This window comes from Gilliamella sp. Gris3-2, assembly GCF_001690345.1.
Classification (GTDB): domain Bacteria; phylum Pseudomonadota; class Gammaproteobacteria; order Enterobacterales; family Orbaceae; genus Gilliamella; species Gilliamella bombi.
The window spans coordinates 22,876-39,663 of the sequence record NZ_LZHB01000020.1 but is presented as its reverse complement, the minus strand read 5'-3'; the positions used below and the strand labels follow the sequence as shown (position 1 = coordinate 39,663).

Genomic DNA, 16,788 nt, shown 5'->3' with positions numbered 1-16,788 from the left:
TACATAATAAGCATCGATACAGCTTACGTGCATTATGTCGATGTTTAAATGTAACCCGAAATCGTTTCTATTATCAACGGCAATTAACGCAGCAATCACAAGATATATCACTGAGTGAAATAGTGGATGAAATTTTTAATACTAATTATCGTGCTTATGGCACAAGGCGTTTGCAAGCAGAGCTGAGAAAGCAAGGCATAACCGTATCTCGACGCCGAATAGGTCGAATCATGGCGAAAAATGGCTGGGTTTCGAAATACACCTGTAAAAAATATTGTATTCATACAGAAAAAAGCAATGAATCGCTGGTGGGGAATGAACTGAATCGAGAATTTGATATAGGTCAACCACGAAAGATATTGGTGACCGATTTAACCTATGTAAGGGTTAAACAACGTTGGCACTACCTTTGTGTAATTGTTGATATCAGTAATCGAGAAATAGTGGGGCGAAGTGCTGGCAGGCATAAAACAGCGGCACTGGTCATGCAAGCTATGAGTCAAATTCCAATGAACTTACAGACGATTGAGTTGTTTCATTCTGATAGAGGAAAAGAGTTTGATAATCATTTGATTGATGAATGTTTAACAGCATTTGGAATTAAACGGTCGTTAAGTCGCAAAGGCTGCCCCTATGATAATGCAATTGCAGAAAGCACATTCAAAGCAGTGAAAACAGAATTTGTGTCAAATACTATTTTTGATTCACTGGCGCAACTTAAATTGGAATTTAATCACTATGTGGATTGGTTTAATTATAATCGACTTCATTCAATATTAAATTACCAGTCGCCGATTGAATACAAAAGAAATCGATGACCTTATCTTTTTGGTACTAAAAAGTGTGGACATACCAGTAGTCGGTGCCATAGGTGGTGCTGTCTTTGGGTTGGGTATTAATCTCGCCCTGTAAATCGGCTAGGGCATCACGGTAGTTATAGTCTTGTACCTTGACTGAGGAGACCACCACTTCACTATGCAGGCTGATATCCCACACACTTTCAACGCCACTATCTGCCATGCCACTGGGCAGTTTATAGTCAATATCAGCGACCTGCGCATAGCCTTGCTCATAATCACTTAACACCATCACATCACAGTGGTGCTCAGCGTGTGTTTCAAAGCGAAACCAGATACCGACATCGGCCAATAAGCGTTGAATAAATTCAAGGTCACTTTCTTGCCACTGAGTAATAAACTCCCGCTCAGGGTAGCTATCTTTTAGCTCTAGACGGTAATCAATGCCTGTCAAACCATGACTGCGTAGCACTTCTTCAACCACACTGACCACGCTTTGATTTTGAAATATGGCATTATGTTGCCCCACAGCCAACCGTGCTAAGCACGAGGATAACACCACTTGATAATGGGCTTCATCTTTATTGACCGATAACTGACTAAACTCAGTAATCACCCCATGCAAGGTGCGTTTATTACTCAACGTGGGCAAGTCACTTAATGAGCGGATAGCGGAAGTTAATGGTTTATTGATAACAGGATTAAAGGAGAAGGTCGATTTTTGATTAAGAAAGGAATCAGGCGATAAGGTTTTATCAGTACTGGTAAAAGTAATCACATAACGCCAAGGCTGGTTTAACGACTCATCACCATCAATATGCAAAACCGAAATCGGCGCCCCCAGCACGTCAACCGTTAAGGTATAGCGATTATGGCTAACCCCACTCAAACCCGCCATTAGATCGCCAAAACCTTCACCGAGTTGCTCCAGAAGACGATTAAGTTCGTTTGACATTTTTTCCTCCTCCTTATATCCAATTTTAAAATCAGTCTGTCTATTTAATTATTTTTTATATCTTATACTCAGCATTACTGAGTTCAAGCAACAGATAGCTTAGCTAAAAAGCATACACAATTTTAGTGTGAAATTTAATCTTTTTTTTTAAATGTTAAATGAATGTTGTTTAATATGAATAATTTCTGTTAGTTAAGCAAGTAATTGACAACTACTTAACCTTTTTATTGAATAAGTGATTTAAATAACCTGACTTTTGTTAATGAGATTTTTCAACTAATAAAATAGTAGATATGAAAAACTCTCTCAATTCTACAACACTTAAACAAATGGAAAAGATAAATAGAGTGATTACTGTAAACTTTGTTTCTTTTGATAAATAAAAACAATCTTTTATAAATAATTAACCAACTACCTATTAATTTATCAAATTTTGTGGTAAAAAGTGGGGCTAAGTGGTAAAAATAGGTGTTTTTATTAACATGTTGATTTTTATTAATTAAAATTTAAATAAATTATAAAGAAAAATACTTTTATGTTTAGTGGTGCAATTTCAATTAGTTTAGATAATAAAGGACGGTTAGCTATTCCTACTCGCTACCGTGAATCTTTATCTGAAGGTATGGTTTGCACAATTGGTTTATACGACCCATGCTTGACACTTTATTCAATGTCCGAATGGAAATGTATTGAACAGCAACTTGCAACATTATCAACCATTGTTGAAACTGAACGTAGAATAAAAAGATTGTTATTGGGGTATGCAACTGAGTGCCTAATGGATAATTCTGGACGAATTTTATTGTCACCTACATTGCGTACTTATGCAAAATTAGAAAAAAATATAATGTTTGTTGGTCAATCTAATAAATTTGAAATTTGGGATGAGGCAAGTTGGTATCAACAAATTAATGATGATATTACCGCATTATCAAGCGATATTGAAAACTTATCAGATAATTTGAAAAGTTTAACTATTTAATAAGAGTGAAGATTGATGGATTATCAACATACGACGGTTTTATTAAACGAAGCTGTGAATGCATTAAATATAAAAAAAGATGGCATTTATGTTGATGGTACCTTTGGACGAGGAGGCCATTCTCGTTTAATACTTGAACAACTAGGAGCACAAGGACGATTGATTGCTATTGATCGTGATGAGCGTGCAGAGCAAACTGCGTTACAGATAATAGATCCTCGATTTACTTTTATTCGTGGTGAGTTTTCAAATTTATATCAATATATTGAAGAGTTAGAATTATTGGGTGAAATTGATGGTGTCTTATTAGATCTAGGTGTTTCATCACCACAACTTGATGATCCTGACAGGGGATTCTCTTTTATGCGTGATGGACCTCTTGATATGCGTATGAATAATAGTAAAGGTTTAACTGCAAGTGAATGGTTACTTAGCAGTGATGAAGACGATATTTCATGGGTGTTAAAGACATTTGGTGAAGAGAAATTTGCCAAACGTATTGCTCGATCGATTGTCGAGCAGAATAAAATTTCTCCGATTACTCGTACCTTAGAGTTGGCTAATTTAATTGAAAAAGCTACACCAAGAAAGGATAAAAATAAGCATCCAGCTACACGTAGTTTTCAGGCTATTCGTATTTATATTAATAGTGAATTGGAAGAAGTCGAGCAAGTGTTAAATAGTTGTTTATCAGTACTTGCAAATCAAGGAAGATTAGCGGTTATTAGCTTTCATTCTTTAGAAGATAGGATTGTAAAACAATTTATTAGTAAACAGAGTAAAGGTCCAGATTTACCAACACGATTACCATTAACTGAACAACAAATTAAACAATATGGTAGTGCTAAATTAAAATCACTTGGCAAAATTAAACCAAATACTATTGAAATTAATAATAACCCGCGCTCCCGAAGCGCAATATTAAGGGTAGCAGAAAGGAAAAATGAATAACCAAGACAATGATTTTTTTCTAGATAAAACTTATATTGATAAAAATTTTCAAAAAAGACCGAGTAAAAGCTTGTTTGGTGTAATTATTGGGGATTTATTTAGGCATCAAAAAATTTCATTGTTATTACTTGTGATGATTATTATTTCTGCTGGTGCAGTATTAATAACAACGCAACAGATTCGTAAACAGTTATTTGAACGTGAGCAACTTTTATTAGAACAAGATGTGTTAGAAAGCGAATGGCGGAATTTAGTTATTGAAGAAAATGTACTTGCTGATCCCAAACGTGTCGAAGATAAAGCCAAAAACCAATTAGGAATGTCTTATGTGACACCGCAAAATGAAACAGTTATTGTGATAAAGAGTAAATAATGAAACCTGCCACTAAATATAAAAAAAATAAAACTAAAAAGGTTGCAAAAACAAATAAAAATAATAGGTTAAATGGTAAAAGACAGTTTTTTACACCGAATCGTTTTTATATTATATATGGACTTATTATTTTAGCGATTATTTGTCTTATGGCTCGAATGGCATTATTGCAAATTATTGAACCAGATAAACTGATTGCTGAAGGTAATAAGCGCTCACTTCGTCACCAAGAAATTGATGCACCAAGAGCCATGATCACCGATCGTAATGGGCGTGCGTTAGCAGTAAGTGTACCGATGTTTGATGTTTGGGCAGATCCTAAAATTGTTGTGCAAAAAGGTGGAGTTAAAGCGGATGATATTAGATGGCAAGGATTAGCACAAACGTTGAATATTCCAATGTCAACGCTAAAGCAAAAATTAAACAATCCATCAATGAGATTTGTTTATTTGTCTAAGCAAGTAACGCCAACAATATCTGACTATTTAAAAAAACTAAAGTTACCGGGGATATCGTTTGCTAAAACATCTAAACGTTATTACCCTGCGGCAGAAAATATAGCTCAATTAATTGGTTTAACAGATATTGATGCAAATGGTGCTGAGAAAGGTTCTGAAGGTATTGAAAAAAGCTTTAATAAATGGTTAATAGGTGAATCGGGGCAAAGAGTTGTAAGACGTGATCGAGTAGGTCGTGTTATTGAAGAATTAGAACGGACAGAAACAGAAACAGCATCAGATTTAATATTAAGTATAGATGAGCGTTTACAATCACTAGTTTATAGCGAACTTAGTCAAGCGGTTCAATTTAACAAAGCAGACAGTGGAACAGCTGTATTGGTTGATGTGCATAGTGGTGAGATTTTAGCGATGGCAACCAGCCCATCTTATAATCCAAATAATCGCTCATCAATTGATTATAATTTATTGAGAAATAGAGCTGTTACTGATGCGTTTGAACCAGGCTCTACGGTTAAACCGCTAGTTGTAATGGCTGCCTTAGAAAAGAAAATTGCTAACTTAAATACTATTATCGATACTAGACCTTTTTATGTTAATCGTTATGAAATTAAAGATGTGTCATATCAAAAAACGCTTAATTTGGCAGGTATCTTAGAAAAATCAAGTAATGTTGGAGTAAGTAAGCTAGCTTTACAAATGCAACAGGATGATCTTGTAGAATTCTATAGTCGATTTGGATTAGGTCAACCAACGGAATTAGGCTTAGGTGGTGAAGTTAGTGGTTCAATTGCAGCCGATAGAACCAGAAAATGGGCTGATATTGAGCGAGCAACATTTGCGTTTGGATATGGATTAACTGTTACCCCATTACAGTTAGCAAGAGCTTATGCAACTATCGGTAGTTATGGAATTTACCGACCTGTATCAATTTTAAAAGTCACAGAACCTGTTAAGGGTAAACGTGTAGTTTCTGAAAAAGATGCTAAAACAGTTGTTCAATTAATGGAGGCTGTAGCTGTTACTGGTGGAGGAACTAAAGCATCGGTTCCTGGTTATAGTGTTGGAGTTAAAACAGGAACAGCGAAAAAATTATCCGGTGGACGGTATGTTAATCAATATTTAGCTTATACCGCAGGTATCGCTCCAGCAACAGCACCAAAGTATTCACTAGTTGTTGTTATTGATAATCCTAAAGCTGGCCAATATTATGGTGGTTCAGTTTCTGCGCCTGTTTTCAGTCGCATTATGGGCGGTGTGCTTAGAACGATGAATGTAAAACCTGATCGCCAAGTTGATGGGCAAATGATTATTTATTAGTAGGTGAAAATGCTAGCAACAAACTCGTTTAAAACATTATTGGAATTATTAGGTGGAAGATGTAATTTAAAATTAGATGATTTTCCACTTAATCATTTGCGTATAGATAGTCGCAAAGTAGGAAAAAACGATGTGTTTATCGCTATCAAAGGTCATACAGTTGATGGTCAAGCATTTATTCCACAAGCTATTTCAATGGGGGCGGTTGTTATCTTAGTAGAAGCAAGTAGAAAATCAAATGACTTAAAAATCGACTATATTAGGCATGAAAATAAATCGATAATTCCACAAATTAGTGTTTTCCAACTTTCACAGCGTCTATCCTTGATTGCTAATGAGTTTTATCATTCTCCATCAAAAAAATTATCTGTTATTGGTGTGACAGGAACCAATGGGAAAACAACTGTTAGTCAGCTTATTGCCCAATGTTTAACATTATTGAATGAAAAAACAGCATTAATGGGAACTATTGGTAATGGAATTTATAATGAACTTGAGCCATCAGTTAATACAACGTTATCAGCAGTAGATGTGCAAACCTTATTAGCCGAATTTGTAGAGAAACAGGTCAAAGTTGTAACGATGGAAATTTCTTCACATGGGCTTGCCATGGATCGGGTTAAAGGGCTAAATTGTGCTGCTACTGTATTTACAAATTTAAGTCGAGATCATCTTGATTATCACAAAACAATGAATAGATATGCAAAAGCAAAATGGTCGTTATTTAGTCCCGATGAAAAAGAAAAACAAGTTTTAGCTGCGGGTAAATCAATTATTAATTATGATGACAAATATGGTAAAAGATGGATTGAAAAACTTCCACAAGTGACAGCTGTATCATGTCAAACAAAATCATTACGTCGACTCAAGGCGTTAAATATACCTTATGTTGGTGTATCAATGATCGAATATCTTGATAAAGGTGCCCAAATTCATATGGAATCAAGTTGGGGAAATGCCATTATTAATAGCCGATTGCTAGGTGAATTTAATGTTTCTAATTTGTTATTAGCCATAGCTACACTTTTAACATTGAACTATCCATTTTTTGCTGTTGTTAATATGGCTTCTTTTTTGACTCCAATCTGTGGGCGAATGGAGGTTTTACATGTAAAAAATAGCCCAACGGTTATTGTTGATTATGCGCATACTCCAGATGCGTTACAGAAAGCTTTGCAAGCTAGTCGAATTCATTGTAAAGGTTCTTTATGGGTGATTTTTGGATGTGGTGGCGATAGGGATACAGGAAAAAGACCTTTAATGGCTGAAATCGCAGAACAATTTGCCGATAAAATTGTTTTGACTAATGATAATCCACGCACTGAAGATGAAATGAAGATTATTCATGATATTCAACAAGGTTTACATTACACTGATAATGTACACATAATTACCAATAGAGTGCAGGCTATTGCACAAACATTAAAGCAGGCTAAGCCTAATGATGTCATTTTAATTGCAGGTAAAGGGCATGAGGACTATCAAATAATTGGTAATACCAAATATCACTATTCAGATCAAGAAACAGTGAAAAAAATTCTAGGAGTAGAGAATCAATCATGATTCCATTAGAAATTGAGCAAATAAAAAAAATAGTTAATGGTGAATGTTATTACATTCAAGATGAAAGTGCTGTGATTGATACAATTTGCACTGATTCACGAAAAATAATAAAACAATCGCTATTCATCGCACTTGTTGGAAATAATTTTGATGGACATGCTTTTGCTGAACAATCTATTAAAGATGGTGCTATAGCCGTGATCGTCGATCATAAACTTGATAAGCCCATACCACAGATTGTTGTTAAGGATACTCGCTTGGCTTTAGGGGGAATCGCTAATTTTATCCGGCAGCAAAGTACAGCTAAAATTGTTGCGCTTACAGGTTCATCAGGTAAAACGTCAGTTAAAGAAATGACTGCGGCAATATTACAACACTGTGGACAGACCCTTTATACACAAGGTAATTTCAATAATGATATCGGGGTGCCATTAACGATTTTACGCTTAACTAAACAAGACCAGTTTGCAGTTATAGAATTAGGTGCTAATCATATTGGTGAAATTGCCTATACTACGAATTTTGTTAAACCACAAAGTGCTTTAATTAATAATATTGCAGAAGCACATATAGAAGGTTTTGGATCACTTGAAGGTGTAGCAAAAGCTAAAGGCGAAATCTTTCAAGGATTGCTTGATGGTGGTATTGCTATTATTAATTTAGATAGTTGTTCTGATAAATGGTTTACTCAGTTAGTAAACAAAACAGTTTGGACTTTTTCGTTAACGAACCCTTCTGCTCAATTTTATGCTAGTAATATTCAACACGAAAAAAATACAACATTTACATTACATACACCTAAAGGTGAATGTGAGATTATGTTATCGCTAGTTGGGAAACATAATATTTCAAATGCGATCGCGGCATCAGCTTTAGCACTTTCTGTCGGAGCGACTTTGAATCAGATTCAACAAGGCTTAGCCTCTTTAACGCCTGTAAAAGGACGATTATTTCCAATAAAATTAAATCAAACCCAATTAATTTGGGATGATACTTATAATGCTAATGTTGGATCGATGTCAGCGGCTGTCAAAGTCTTGGCAAAACAACCTGGTTATCGGATTTTAGTCGTCGGTGATATGGGAGAGTTAGGACCAGAAGCTGAAAAATATCATTGCCAAATAGGTGAGCTTGCTCATGATGAAAAAATTGATTGTGTAGTAAGTGTAGGCAAATTAAGTCAATTTATTAGCCAGTTTAGTGGCGTGGGTCACCATTTCAATAATAAACAAGATGCAGTGAATTATCTATTAATGCTGTTACGCCAACAACCAAATTTAACAATGTTAGTTAAAGGGTCGCGTAGTGCAAAAATGGAAGAAGTTATCGAAAAAATTCAAATTGAACAACTCAAAATGAGTCAGGATTAAGATTATGTTGCTTTGGATATCGGAATATTTAGTTAAACATTTTACCTTTTTTAATGTTATCTCTTATTTAACAGTAAGAGCTATTTTAGGTTTATTAACCTCGTTAGCAATTTCATTATTTTTGGGACAAAAAGTCATTGACTGGCTACAAAAATTACAAATTGGTCAAGTTATTCGTCATGATGGACCTGAGTCTCATTTAAGTAAAAAAGGGACACCGACCATGGGGGGGACGCTAATTTTAGCCTCAATTTCCTTGTCGGTATTGCTATGGGCAGATTTACGCAATCCTTATGTTTGGGTAACTTTGTTTGTTTTAATTGGTTATGGCATTGTTGGCTTTGCTGATGATTATTTAAAAGTGATTCGTAAAAATAGTGCTGGATTAATTGCTAGATGGAAATACTTTTGGCAATCGGTTATTGCATTAATTGTTGCTTTTGGTCTTTATGTTTATGGTAAAGATAGCACGGTAACAGTACTTGTTGTGCCATTTTTTAAAGATGTGATGCCTCAATTGGGACTATGGTTTATTTTATTAACTTATGTAGTTATTGTTGGGGCTGGTAATGCCGTTAATTTAACAGATGGACTTGATGGATTAGCAATTATGCCAACTGTTTTTGTAGCCGCTGGTTTTACGCTTGTAGCATGGGCTACAGGGAATGTCAATTTTGCTGCGTATTTGAATATTCCTTATATCAAATTCAGCGGAGAGTTGATGATTGTTTGTACTGCAATTATTGGTGCTGGACTTGGTTTTTTATGGTTTAACACATATCCGGCGATGGTTTTTATGGGAGATGTTGGATCGCTAGCTTTAGGTGGCGTGTTTGGAATTATTGCTGTTTTATTACGACAAGAATTTTTATTACTGATTATGGGGGGAATTTTTGTTATTGAAACTTTATCCGTAATTTTACAAGTAGGATCATTTAAATTACGGGGTAAAAGAATTTTCCGTATGGCACCAATTCATCATCACTATGAATTAAAAGGTTGGCCAGAACCGCGTGTTATTGTGCGGTTTTGGATAATTTCATTGATGTTAGTTGTAATAGGTTTATTAACTTTGAAATTACGTTAATAAAAGATATTAGGATCAAATCATGGTTAGCTATCAAGGAAAAAATGTCGTTATTATTGGTTTAGGTGTCACAGGACTTTCTTGTGTAGACTATTTTCTTGCTCAAAATGTTATACCTAAAGTTATTGACACTCGTAAGTCGCCATCAGGGATGGAACAATTAGACAAACGTGTTGCTTGCCATTTAGGGGAATTAAATGTTGATTGGTTGCTTGATGCTGATTTAATAATAGTCAGTCCAGGAATTGCTTTATCAACACCTGAACTACAACAGGCAGCTAAAAAAGGTATTGAAATTATTGGCGATATTGAACTATTTTGCCGTGAATTGAATCAACAAAACAGTAAACAAATTGTAGCCATTACAGGTGCAAATGGTAAAACTACAGTAACAACATTAGTTGGTGAAATTATTAAGTCGGCAGGTATTAAAGTCGCTATTGGTGGTAATATTGGGCAGCCAGCATTATCGTTATTGAATCAACATTACGATGTATATGTTCTTGAACTGTCTAGCTTTCAGCTAGAAACAACTCAGAGTTTAAAAGCTACAGTTGCAACAATCTTAAATATTTCAGAAGATCATATGGATCGTTATCCTCTTGGATTAATGCAATATGTTGAGGCTAAGCAACGTATTTATCATAATGCCAAGTATTGTGTAATTAACCATGATGATAAGTTAACAATTCCGACTGACCAACAAAAAAACTGCGTTTCATTTGGTGTAAATAAAGGGGATTATCATTTGGATTTCCACTTTGAACATTTGATTGCACAAGAGCAGCCAGTAGTAGCGACTAAAATAATGAAACTGGCGGGATGTCATAATTATCTTAATGCGTTAGCTGCTTTAGCTATAGTTGATAAACTGAAAATTTCACGAGAATCAAGTATAGCAACAATTATTTCATTTCATGGTCTAGCACATCGTTTTGAGTTAGTGTTGGAAAAAAATGGTGTGAAGTGGATTAATGATTCCAAAGCAACTAATGTAGGTAGTACAGAAGCAGCATTAAATAGCGTAGTTTGCAAAGGGAAATTATTTTTATTATTAGGTGGGGATGGAAAATCAGCGGATTTTTCGCCATTGATTCCTTTTTTTGAAAACAGAAATCTAGAAATTTTTTGTTTTGGGCGTGATCGTTTTATCCTTGCTAAGCTAGCACCTCATATAACAACTGTAACTGAAACATTGTCAGATGCAATGCAAGTTATTGCTCAAAAAGTTGAACCAAATGATGTGGTTTTGCTTTCTCCAGCATGCGCAAGCTTAGATCAGTTTAAGAATTATATTGAACGCGGAAAACAGTTTGCACAACTTGCTGAACAATATACTCAAAGGAGTACAAAATGACACTCTTTTGGTTAAAAAAACAAGTTAACCCCCACATACCATTTGACAACCAACTACTTTGGACTGTGTTAGGTTTAATGATCTTTGGTTTGATCATGGTGACCTCTTCTTCAATGGCATTTAATGAAAGCGATCCTTTCTTTTATACACAACGAGAACTTATTCAGTTAGGACTATCATTATTTTTAATGTTTATTACGTTTTATATTCCAATGCAACGTTGGCAACAGTTTGCTTCTGTTTTACTTATTATTGCTATTATTATGTTAATCGTTGTGTTAGGTATTGGTTCTTCGATTAATGGAGCATCTCGTTGGATACCTCTAGGAGTATTCAATTTTCAACCTGCAGAACTTTCAAAATTAGCGCTATTTTTATTCTTAGCTGGTTATTTATCACGTAAATCTGAAGAAGTACAAAGCGGCTTTTGGGGTTTTTTTAAACCAATGGTTGTTATGACTATACTTTCCATTTTGTTACTTAAACAACCAGATTTAGGTACTGTTATTGTTTTATTTATGGTCACTATTGGCATTTTATTTATTGCAGGTGCGCAATTGTGGCAATTTATTGCTATTTTGCTAACGGGAGTTGGCGCAGTAATTTGTTTGATTTTGTATGAGTCTTACCGCTTAACACGACTGTTAACCTTTCTTGATCCTTGGCAAGATGCTACAGGTTCAGGTTATCAATTAGTTGCCTCATTAATGGCAATTGGTAATGGAGGCGTTACTGGGCAAGGTATGGGAAATTCTATACTGAAATTAGGTTATTTGCCCGAATGTCATACTGATTTCATTTTCTCAATTATATCAGAAGAGTATGGATATATAGGTGTAGTTGCTTTATTGTCATTACTTTTCTTTCTAACATTTAAGGCGCTTGCAATTGGTTATCGAGCACTGAATGAAAGTTCATTGTTCTCTGGTTATTTAGCTTGTGAAATTGGGATATGGTTTGGTTTTCAAACATTTGTAAATGTGGGTGTTACATCTGGTATGTTGCCTACTAAAGGATTAACACTACCATTTATTAGTTATGGTGGATCAAGTCTTATTGTGATGAGTATTGCAACAGCAATATTACTCCGAATTGATTTTGAATTTAGACAACAACAAGCCCAAGCAAGAATAAGGTTAATAAAATAATGAAAAAATTATTAGTTATGGCAGGAGGAACTGGGGGGCATGTTTTTCCAGGTATTGCTGTGGCGCAATATTTAATGAAGCAAGGCTGGCAGGTAAGATGGTTAGGAACTGCCGATCGAATGGAAGCACACTTAGTTCCTGAAAATGGTATTGATATTGATTTTATCGAAATATCAGGGCTACGAGGCAAAGGTGTTATGGCATTATTAAAAGCACCTTATAAAATTTTAAAAGCAGTTTTACAAGCTAGAAAAATTTTAAAAACTTATCGCCCTGATGTTGTTCTAGGTATGGGAGGATATGTTTCAGGCCCAGGGGGAATAGCAGCAAAAACACTTGGCATACCGGTTGTAGTACATGAACAAAATGGTATAGCAGGTTTAACCAACAAATATCTAGCTAAGATAGCGGTTAAAGTTTTACAAGCATTCCCTACTGCTTTTCCTAAGGCTGAAGTAGTTGGCAATCCTGTTCGTAGTGATCTTTTAACTGTAGCAAAACCTGAAGAAAGATTCAAAGATCGTGATGGGCCAATTAGAGTATTAGTCATGGGAGGCAGCCAAGGAGCTAAAGTTATTAATGATATTGTGCCTAAAGTGATAACAAAATTATCCGATAAATATATAGTATGGCATCAAACAGGTAAAGGAATGTTGAATTCCGTAATTCAGTCATACCAAAATTGCGATATGACCAATAACAAAGTGACTGAATTTATCCAAGATGTTGCAGATGCATACAATTGGGCAGATATTGTAATTTGTCGTAGCGGAGCATTAACCGTCAGTGAAATTGAAATAGTTGGTATTGGTGCTATTTTTATTCCATTTATGCATAAAGATCGTCAGCAATTTTGGAATGCAAAATCACTAGCAGATATAGGTGCTGCTAGTATTATAGAACAACCTGATTTCAGTGTTGAATCGCTATCCAATTTGTTATGTAATTTGAACCGTGACAAATTAATTGAAATGGCAATAAAAGCTAAAAGTTTATCTATTGTGAATTCCACAGAAAAAGTAGCAGAAGCCCTTTATTCGGTGATAAAATAATACTTTTCTGACATAAATTTATGTAATATTTTTGTCAAAATGTTTCAGGTTAGATATATGTTTGAGTCAATGATTCATTTGAGCAATAAGAAATAACGATGATAGATATGCTCAATGATGATATGTACTGTGAACTGTAAAATAATGTAGGAGTTAAATAGTGAATACAAAGGAATTAGCGAAGTTAAGAGCAATTATTCCTGAAATGAAGCGAGTTAAACATATTCACTTTGTGGGTATTGGTGGTGCTGGTATGGGGGGAATTGCTGAAGTTCTCGCTAATGAAGGATACCAAATTAGTGGATCAGATATTGCTGAAAATGCGGTCACTCAACATCTAGAAACATTAGGGGCAAAAATTGTTATTGGCCATGCGGCTGAAAATGTAATTAATTCTAGCGTTGTTGTTATATCCTCAGCTATTTCGCAAGATAACATTGAAGTAATTGCCGCTCGTGCAGCACGTATACCTGTTATTCAACGTGCTGAAATGTTAGCTGAATTAATGCGTTTTCGATATGGTATAGCAATTGCTGGTACTCATGGTAAAACTACAACTACCGCTATGGTTACCTCTATTTATGCTGAGGCGAAACTCGATCCAACTTTTGTTAATGGTGGTTTAGTTAAGGCGGCAGGAACACATGCTCAATTAGGTAGTAGCCGTTATTTTATTGCTGAGGCTGATGAAAGTGATGCTTCATTTCTTCATTTGCAACCGATGGTATCTATTGTAACAAATATAGAGCCTGACCATATGGACACTTATCAAGGTAGTGTTGATAATTTAAAACAAACATTTATTTCATTTTTACATAACCTTCCATTTTATGGTTTAGCTATTATGTGTTACGACGATCCTATTAATCGAGAATTATTACCGATTGTGGGACGTAAAATTATCACTTATGGATTTAGCGAAGAAGCTGATGTTGTCATTAAAAATTATCGTCAAGAACGAGGTGTAAGCTATTACACTGTTTGTCGTCCTGATCGCCAAGATTTGCAGATTGAGTTAAATGCACCTGGTAAACATAATGCTTTAAACTCGGCGGCTGCGATAATTGCAGCAACAGAAGATGGTATTGATGATGAATCAATTATAAATGCATTAGCTAAATTTGCTGGTACTAGTCGACGTTTTGATTTATTAGGTATATTCCCGTATGTTGATGGTGGCGATATAATGATGGTTGATGATTATGGTCATCATCCTAGCGAGGTTAATGCAACAATTCAAGCAGCAAGAAACGGCTGGCCTGAACGAAGATTAGTTATGTTATTCCAACCACATCGATACACGCGTACTCGGGATTTATTTGACGATTTCGCACAAGTGCTTTCTCAAGTCGATGCACTTGTTATGTTAGATGTCTATTCCGCAGGAGAGCAACCTATTGCGGGTGCAGATAGCCGTTCGTTATGCCGTTCTATCCGCAATCGTGGCAAAGTTGACCCAATTTATGTTTCGGATTTAGATTTGCTACCCGAAATAATGCAAGAAGTTTTACAAAGTGGTGATTTATTAATTACACAAGGTGCAGGTAGTGTTGGTCGTATAGCACGCCAATTAGCCAAAACTCAATTATCATCAGAAGAGGTTTTATAAAATGGTAGATAAAGTTGCTGTATTGTATGGTGGTACTTCAGCTGAACGGGAAGTGTCACTTAAGTCAGGTAAGGCTGTACATGCAGGATTATTGGCAAATGGTATCGATGCGCATCTTATTGATACTAAATATCATCCTATTACCAATTTAAAAGAAGAAGGTTATACAAAAGCTTTTATTATTTTACACGGACGTGGTGGGGAAGATGGTATTGTTCAAGCGATTTTGACTTATCAAAATATTCCTTATACAGGCAGTGATGTTTTATCATCAGCCTTAACAATGGATAAACTGAAAACTAAGTTAGTGTGGAAATCACTCAATTTACCTGTTGCTGAATATGTTATGGTTGAAAAATCACAATCAATTGATACTGATACCATAGTTAAACAGCTTGGTTTACCGTTGTTTGTTAAACCAAGTCATGAAGGATCAAGTGTGGGAATGGCTAAAGTTAATGAAGCATCTGAATTGGAAGCAGCTATTAGCGCAGCTTTCAAATATGATAGTGTAGTGATGGTTGAGTCATTTTTAGCTGGCCCAGAATTTACAGTAGCAATTGTTGGCGAAGATGTTTTACCTTCAATCCATATTAAACCCGCAACTAAATTTTATGATTATGATGCGAAATATTTATCTGATACCACTCAGTATTTTTGTCCAAGCGGTTTACCTGATGAACAAGAACAGGAAATTCGTAAATTAGCGTTAGATGCTTATAAAGCAGTAGGATGTCGAGGGTGGGGAAGAGTTGATATCATGTTTAATGCTAATCAAAAACCTTTTTTACTTGAAGTTAATACCGCTCCAGGTATGACAGATCATAGTTTGGTACCAATGGCGGCAAAAGAACATGGATGGTCATTTAATGAGCTTGTTGCTAAAATTTTGAATTTGGCAACTTTATAATTGGCCTTATTTTATGAAACAAGTTCGGCAAGCAGCGCATAGAAGGGACGATAAAAACAAAAGAAAGCTGCTTATTTTTCGTAATACAGAGCAATTAATAGGATTTTTGTTCTTTATTGCGATTATTTGTATTAGTATTTGGGTCGTTCAAAGTTTTAAAAATTGGATGGATGATCCCGAACAAATGGTATTGTCTCAATTAACATTGAGTGGAGAGCATACCTATACAACTGAGGATGATCTTCGGGAAGCTATTTTAGGACTAGGGTTGCCTAATACCTATATAGGACAAGATGTTAATGATATTCAACAAGAAGTAATGCGATTTCCGTGGGTGAAGCAAACCAGTGTACGTAAACAGTGGCCAGATAGGTTAATTGTCTATGTCGAAGAATATAAACCCGTGCTTTATTGGAATGACTTATTTTTACTTGATAAAAGTGGCAATGTATTTAGTGTACCACTTGACCGTATAAGTAACTTAAAACTACCAAAGTTATATGGTCCAGAGGGTAAAGCAAAATCGGCGTTAGAAACTTATTATAAATTAGAGAATCTTTCTAAAAAATTAGCTAATAATCAGTTGGCATTACATATTAAAACAGCAATAACTGATGAACGTAACGCGTGGCAATTGACGGTGAAACAGTGTGTATCAGGTTTTTGCCAAGAAAATCAGGAAATAAAATTACTATTAGGTAGTGAAAATATTGAACAAAGATATCAGCAATTTATCAAGTTATTTCCGGAAATTCAGTCAAGAATGCCAGAAAATGAAAAAATAATGGTCGCTGATTTACGTTATGAAAATGGCATTTCAGTGCAAAGAGAAAAAATGGTGCAGTAAGGAATAAAT

At 35.2% G+C, this 16,788-nt stretch carries 15 protein-coding genes; 14 read left to right on the top strand and 1 reads right to left on the bottom strand.

Annotated features, from left to right (window positions below):
* Window positions 1-818, top strand: an 818-nt coding sequence (locus A9G32_RS03260; protein WP_065639569.1) for an IS3 family transposase, incomplete at its 5' end; no start/stop codon positions are given.
* A 16-nt stretch (window positions 819-834) separates the two neighbouring features.
* On the opposite strand, the gene A9G32_RS03255 is transcribed toward A9G32_RS03260, so the two are convergent.
* Window positions 835-1,695, bottom strand: coding sequence for a type VI secretion system Vgr family protein (locus tag A9G32_RS03255; protein ID WP_176701308.1), 861 nt, complete (start codon window positions 1,693-1,695; stop codon window positions 835-837).
* A gap of 592 nt (window positions 1,696-2,287) precedes the next feature.
* Between A9G32_RS03255 and mraZ the strand changes: the two genes are divergently transcribed.
* The 13 genes from mraZ to A9G32_RS03190 all read left to right on the top strand — a co-directional run bounded on the left by mraZ (window position 2,288) and on the right by A9G32_RS03190 (window position 16,779).
* Window positions 2,288-2,734, top strand: coding sequence for a division/cell wall cluster transcriptional repressor MraZ (gene mraZ, locus A9G32_RS03250; RefSeq protein ID WP_065590397.1), 447 nt, complete (start codon window positions 2,288-2,290; stop codon window positions 2,732-2,734).
* 15 nt (window positions 2,735-2,749) lie between these two features.
* Window positions 2,750-3,685, top strand: a complete 936-nt coding sequence (gene rsmH / locus A9G32_RS03245) for a 16S rRNA (cytosine(1402)-N(4))-methyltransferase RsmH (RefSeq protein WP_065590396.1) — start codon at window positions 2,750-2,752, stop codon at window positions 3,683-3,685.
* On the top strand, window positions 3,678-4,058 hold the full coding sequence (ftsL, locus tag A9G32_RS03240) for a cell division protein FtsL (RefSeq protein ID WP_081296726.1): 381 nt from the start codon (window positions 3,678-3,680) through the stop codon (window positions 4,056-4,058). The genes rsmH and ftsL overlap by 8 nt, the downstream gene beginning before the upstream one ends.
* Window positions 4,058-5,836 carry a peptidoglycan glycosyltransferase FtsI gene (ftsI, locus tag A9G32_RS03235; RefSeq protein ID WP_065590395.1) on the top strand — a complete coding sequence of 593 codons (1,779 nt, stop codon included), beginning with the start codon at window positions 4,058-4,060 and terminating at the stop codon, window positions 5,834-5,836. The genes ftsL and ftsI overlap by 1 nt, the downstream gene beginning before the upstream one ends.
* A gap of 9 nt (window positions 5,837-5,845) precedes the next feature.
* A complete protein-coding gene (gene murE / locus A9G32_RS03230; protein ID WP_081296725.1) occupies window positions 5,846-7,399 on the top strand; it encodes a UDP-N-acetylmuramoyl-L-alanyl-D-glutamate--2,6-diaminopimelate ligase in 1,554 nt (517 codons plus the stop codon).
* On the top strand, window positions 7,396-8,769 hold the full coding sequence (murF, locus tag A9G32_RS03225) for a UDP-N-acetylmuramoyl-tripeptide--D-alanyl-D-alanine ligase (RefSeq protein WP_065590394.1): 1,374 nt from the start codon (window positions 7,396-7,398) through the stop codon (window positions 8,767-8,769). The genes murE and murF overlap by 4 nt, the downstream gene beginning before the upstream one ends.
* Before the next feature lie 4 nt (window positions 8,770-8,773).
* On the top strand, window positions 8,774-9,856 hold the full coding sequence (gene mraY / locus A9G32_RS03220) for a phospho-N-acetylmuramoyl-pentapeptide-transferase (protein WP_065560405.1): 1,083 nt from the start codon (window positions 8,774-8,776) through the stop codon (window positions 9,854-9,856).
* Window positions 9,857-9,878: 22 nt separating this feature from the next.
* Window positions 9,879-11,213, top strand: a complete 1,335-nt coding sequence (gene murD / locus A9G32_RS03215) for a UDP-N-acetylmuramoyl-L-alanine--D-glutamate ligase (protein ID WP_065590393.1) — start codon at window positions 9,879-9,881, stop codon at window positions 11,211-11,213.
* Complete coding sequence (ftsW, locus tag A9G32_RS03210) at window positions 11,210-12,361, top strand: cell division protein FtsW (protein WP_081296724.1); 1,152 nt, start codon at window positions 11,210-11,212, stop codon at window positions 12,359-12,361. The genes murD and ftsW overlap by 4 nt, the downstream gene beginning before the upstream one ends.
* The gene (gene murG, locus A9G32_RS03205; RefSeq protein WP_065590392.1) at window positions 12,361-13,413 is read left to right on the top strand and encodes an undecaprenyldiphospho-muramoylpentapeptide beta-N-acetylglucosaminyltransferase; all 1,053 of its coding nucleotides are present in this window, start codon (window positions 12,361-12,363) and stop codon (window positions 13,411-13,413) included. The genes ftsW and murG overlap by 1 nt, the downstream gene beginning before the upstream one ends.
* A gap of 160 nt (window positions 13,414-13,573) precedes the next feature.
* Window positions 13,574-15,022: a UDP-N-acetylmuramate--L-alanine ligase gene (gene murC, locus A9G32_RS03200; RefSeq protein ID WP_065590391.1), complete on the top strand. Its 1,449-nt coding sequence runs from the start codon at window positions 13,574-13,576 to the stop codon at window positions 15,020-15,022.
* Between the two features lies 1 nt (window position 15,023).
* Window positions 15,024-15,932: a D-alanine--D-alanine ligase gene (locus A9G32_RS03195; RefSeq protein ID WP_065590390.1), complete on the top strand. Its 909-nt coding sequence runs from the start codon at window positions 15,024-15,026 to the stop codon at window positions 15,930-15,932.
* 13 nt (window positions 15,933-15,945) lie between these two features.
* Window positions 15,946-16,779: an FtsQ-type POTRA domain-containing protein gene (locus A9G32_RS03190; RefSeq protein WP_065590389.1), complete on the top strand. Its 834-nt coding sequence runs from the start codon at window positions 15,946-15,948 to the stop codon at window positions 16,777-16,779.
* The last annotated feature ends 9 nt before the right edge of the window (window positions 16,780-16,788 follow it).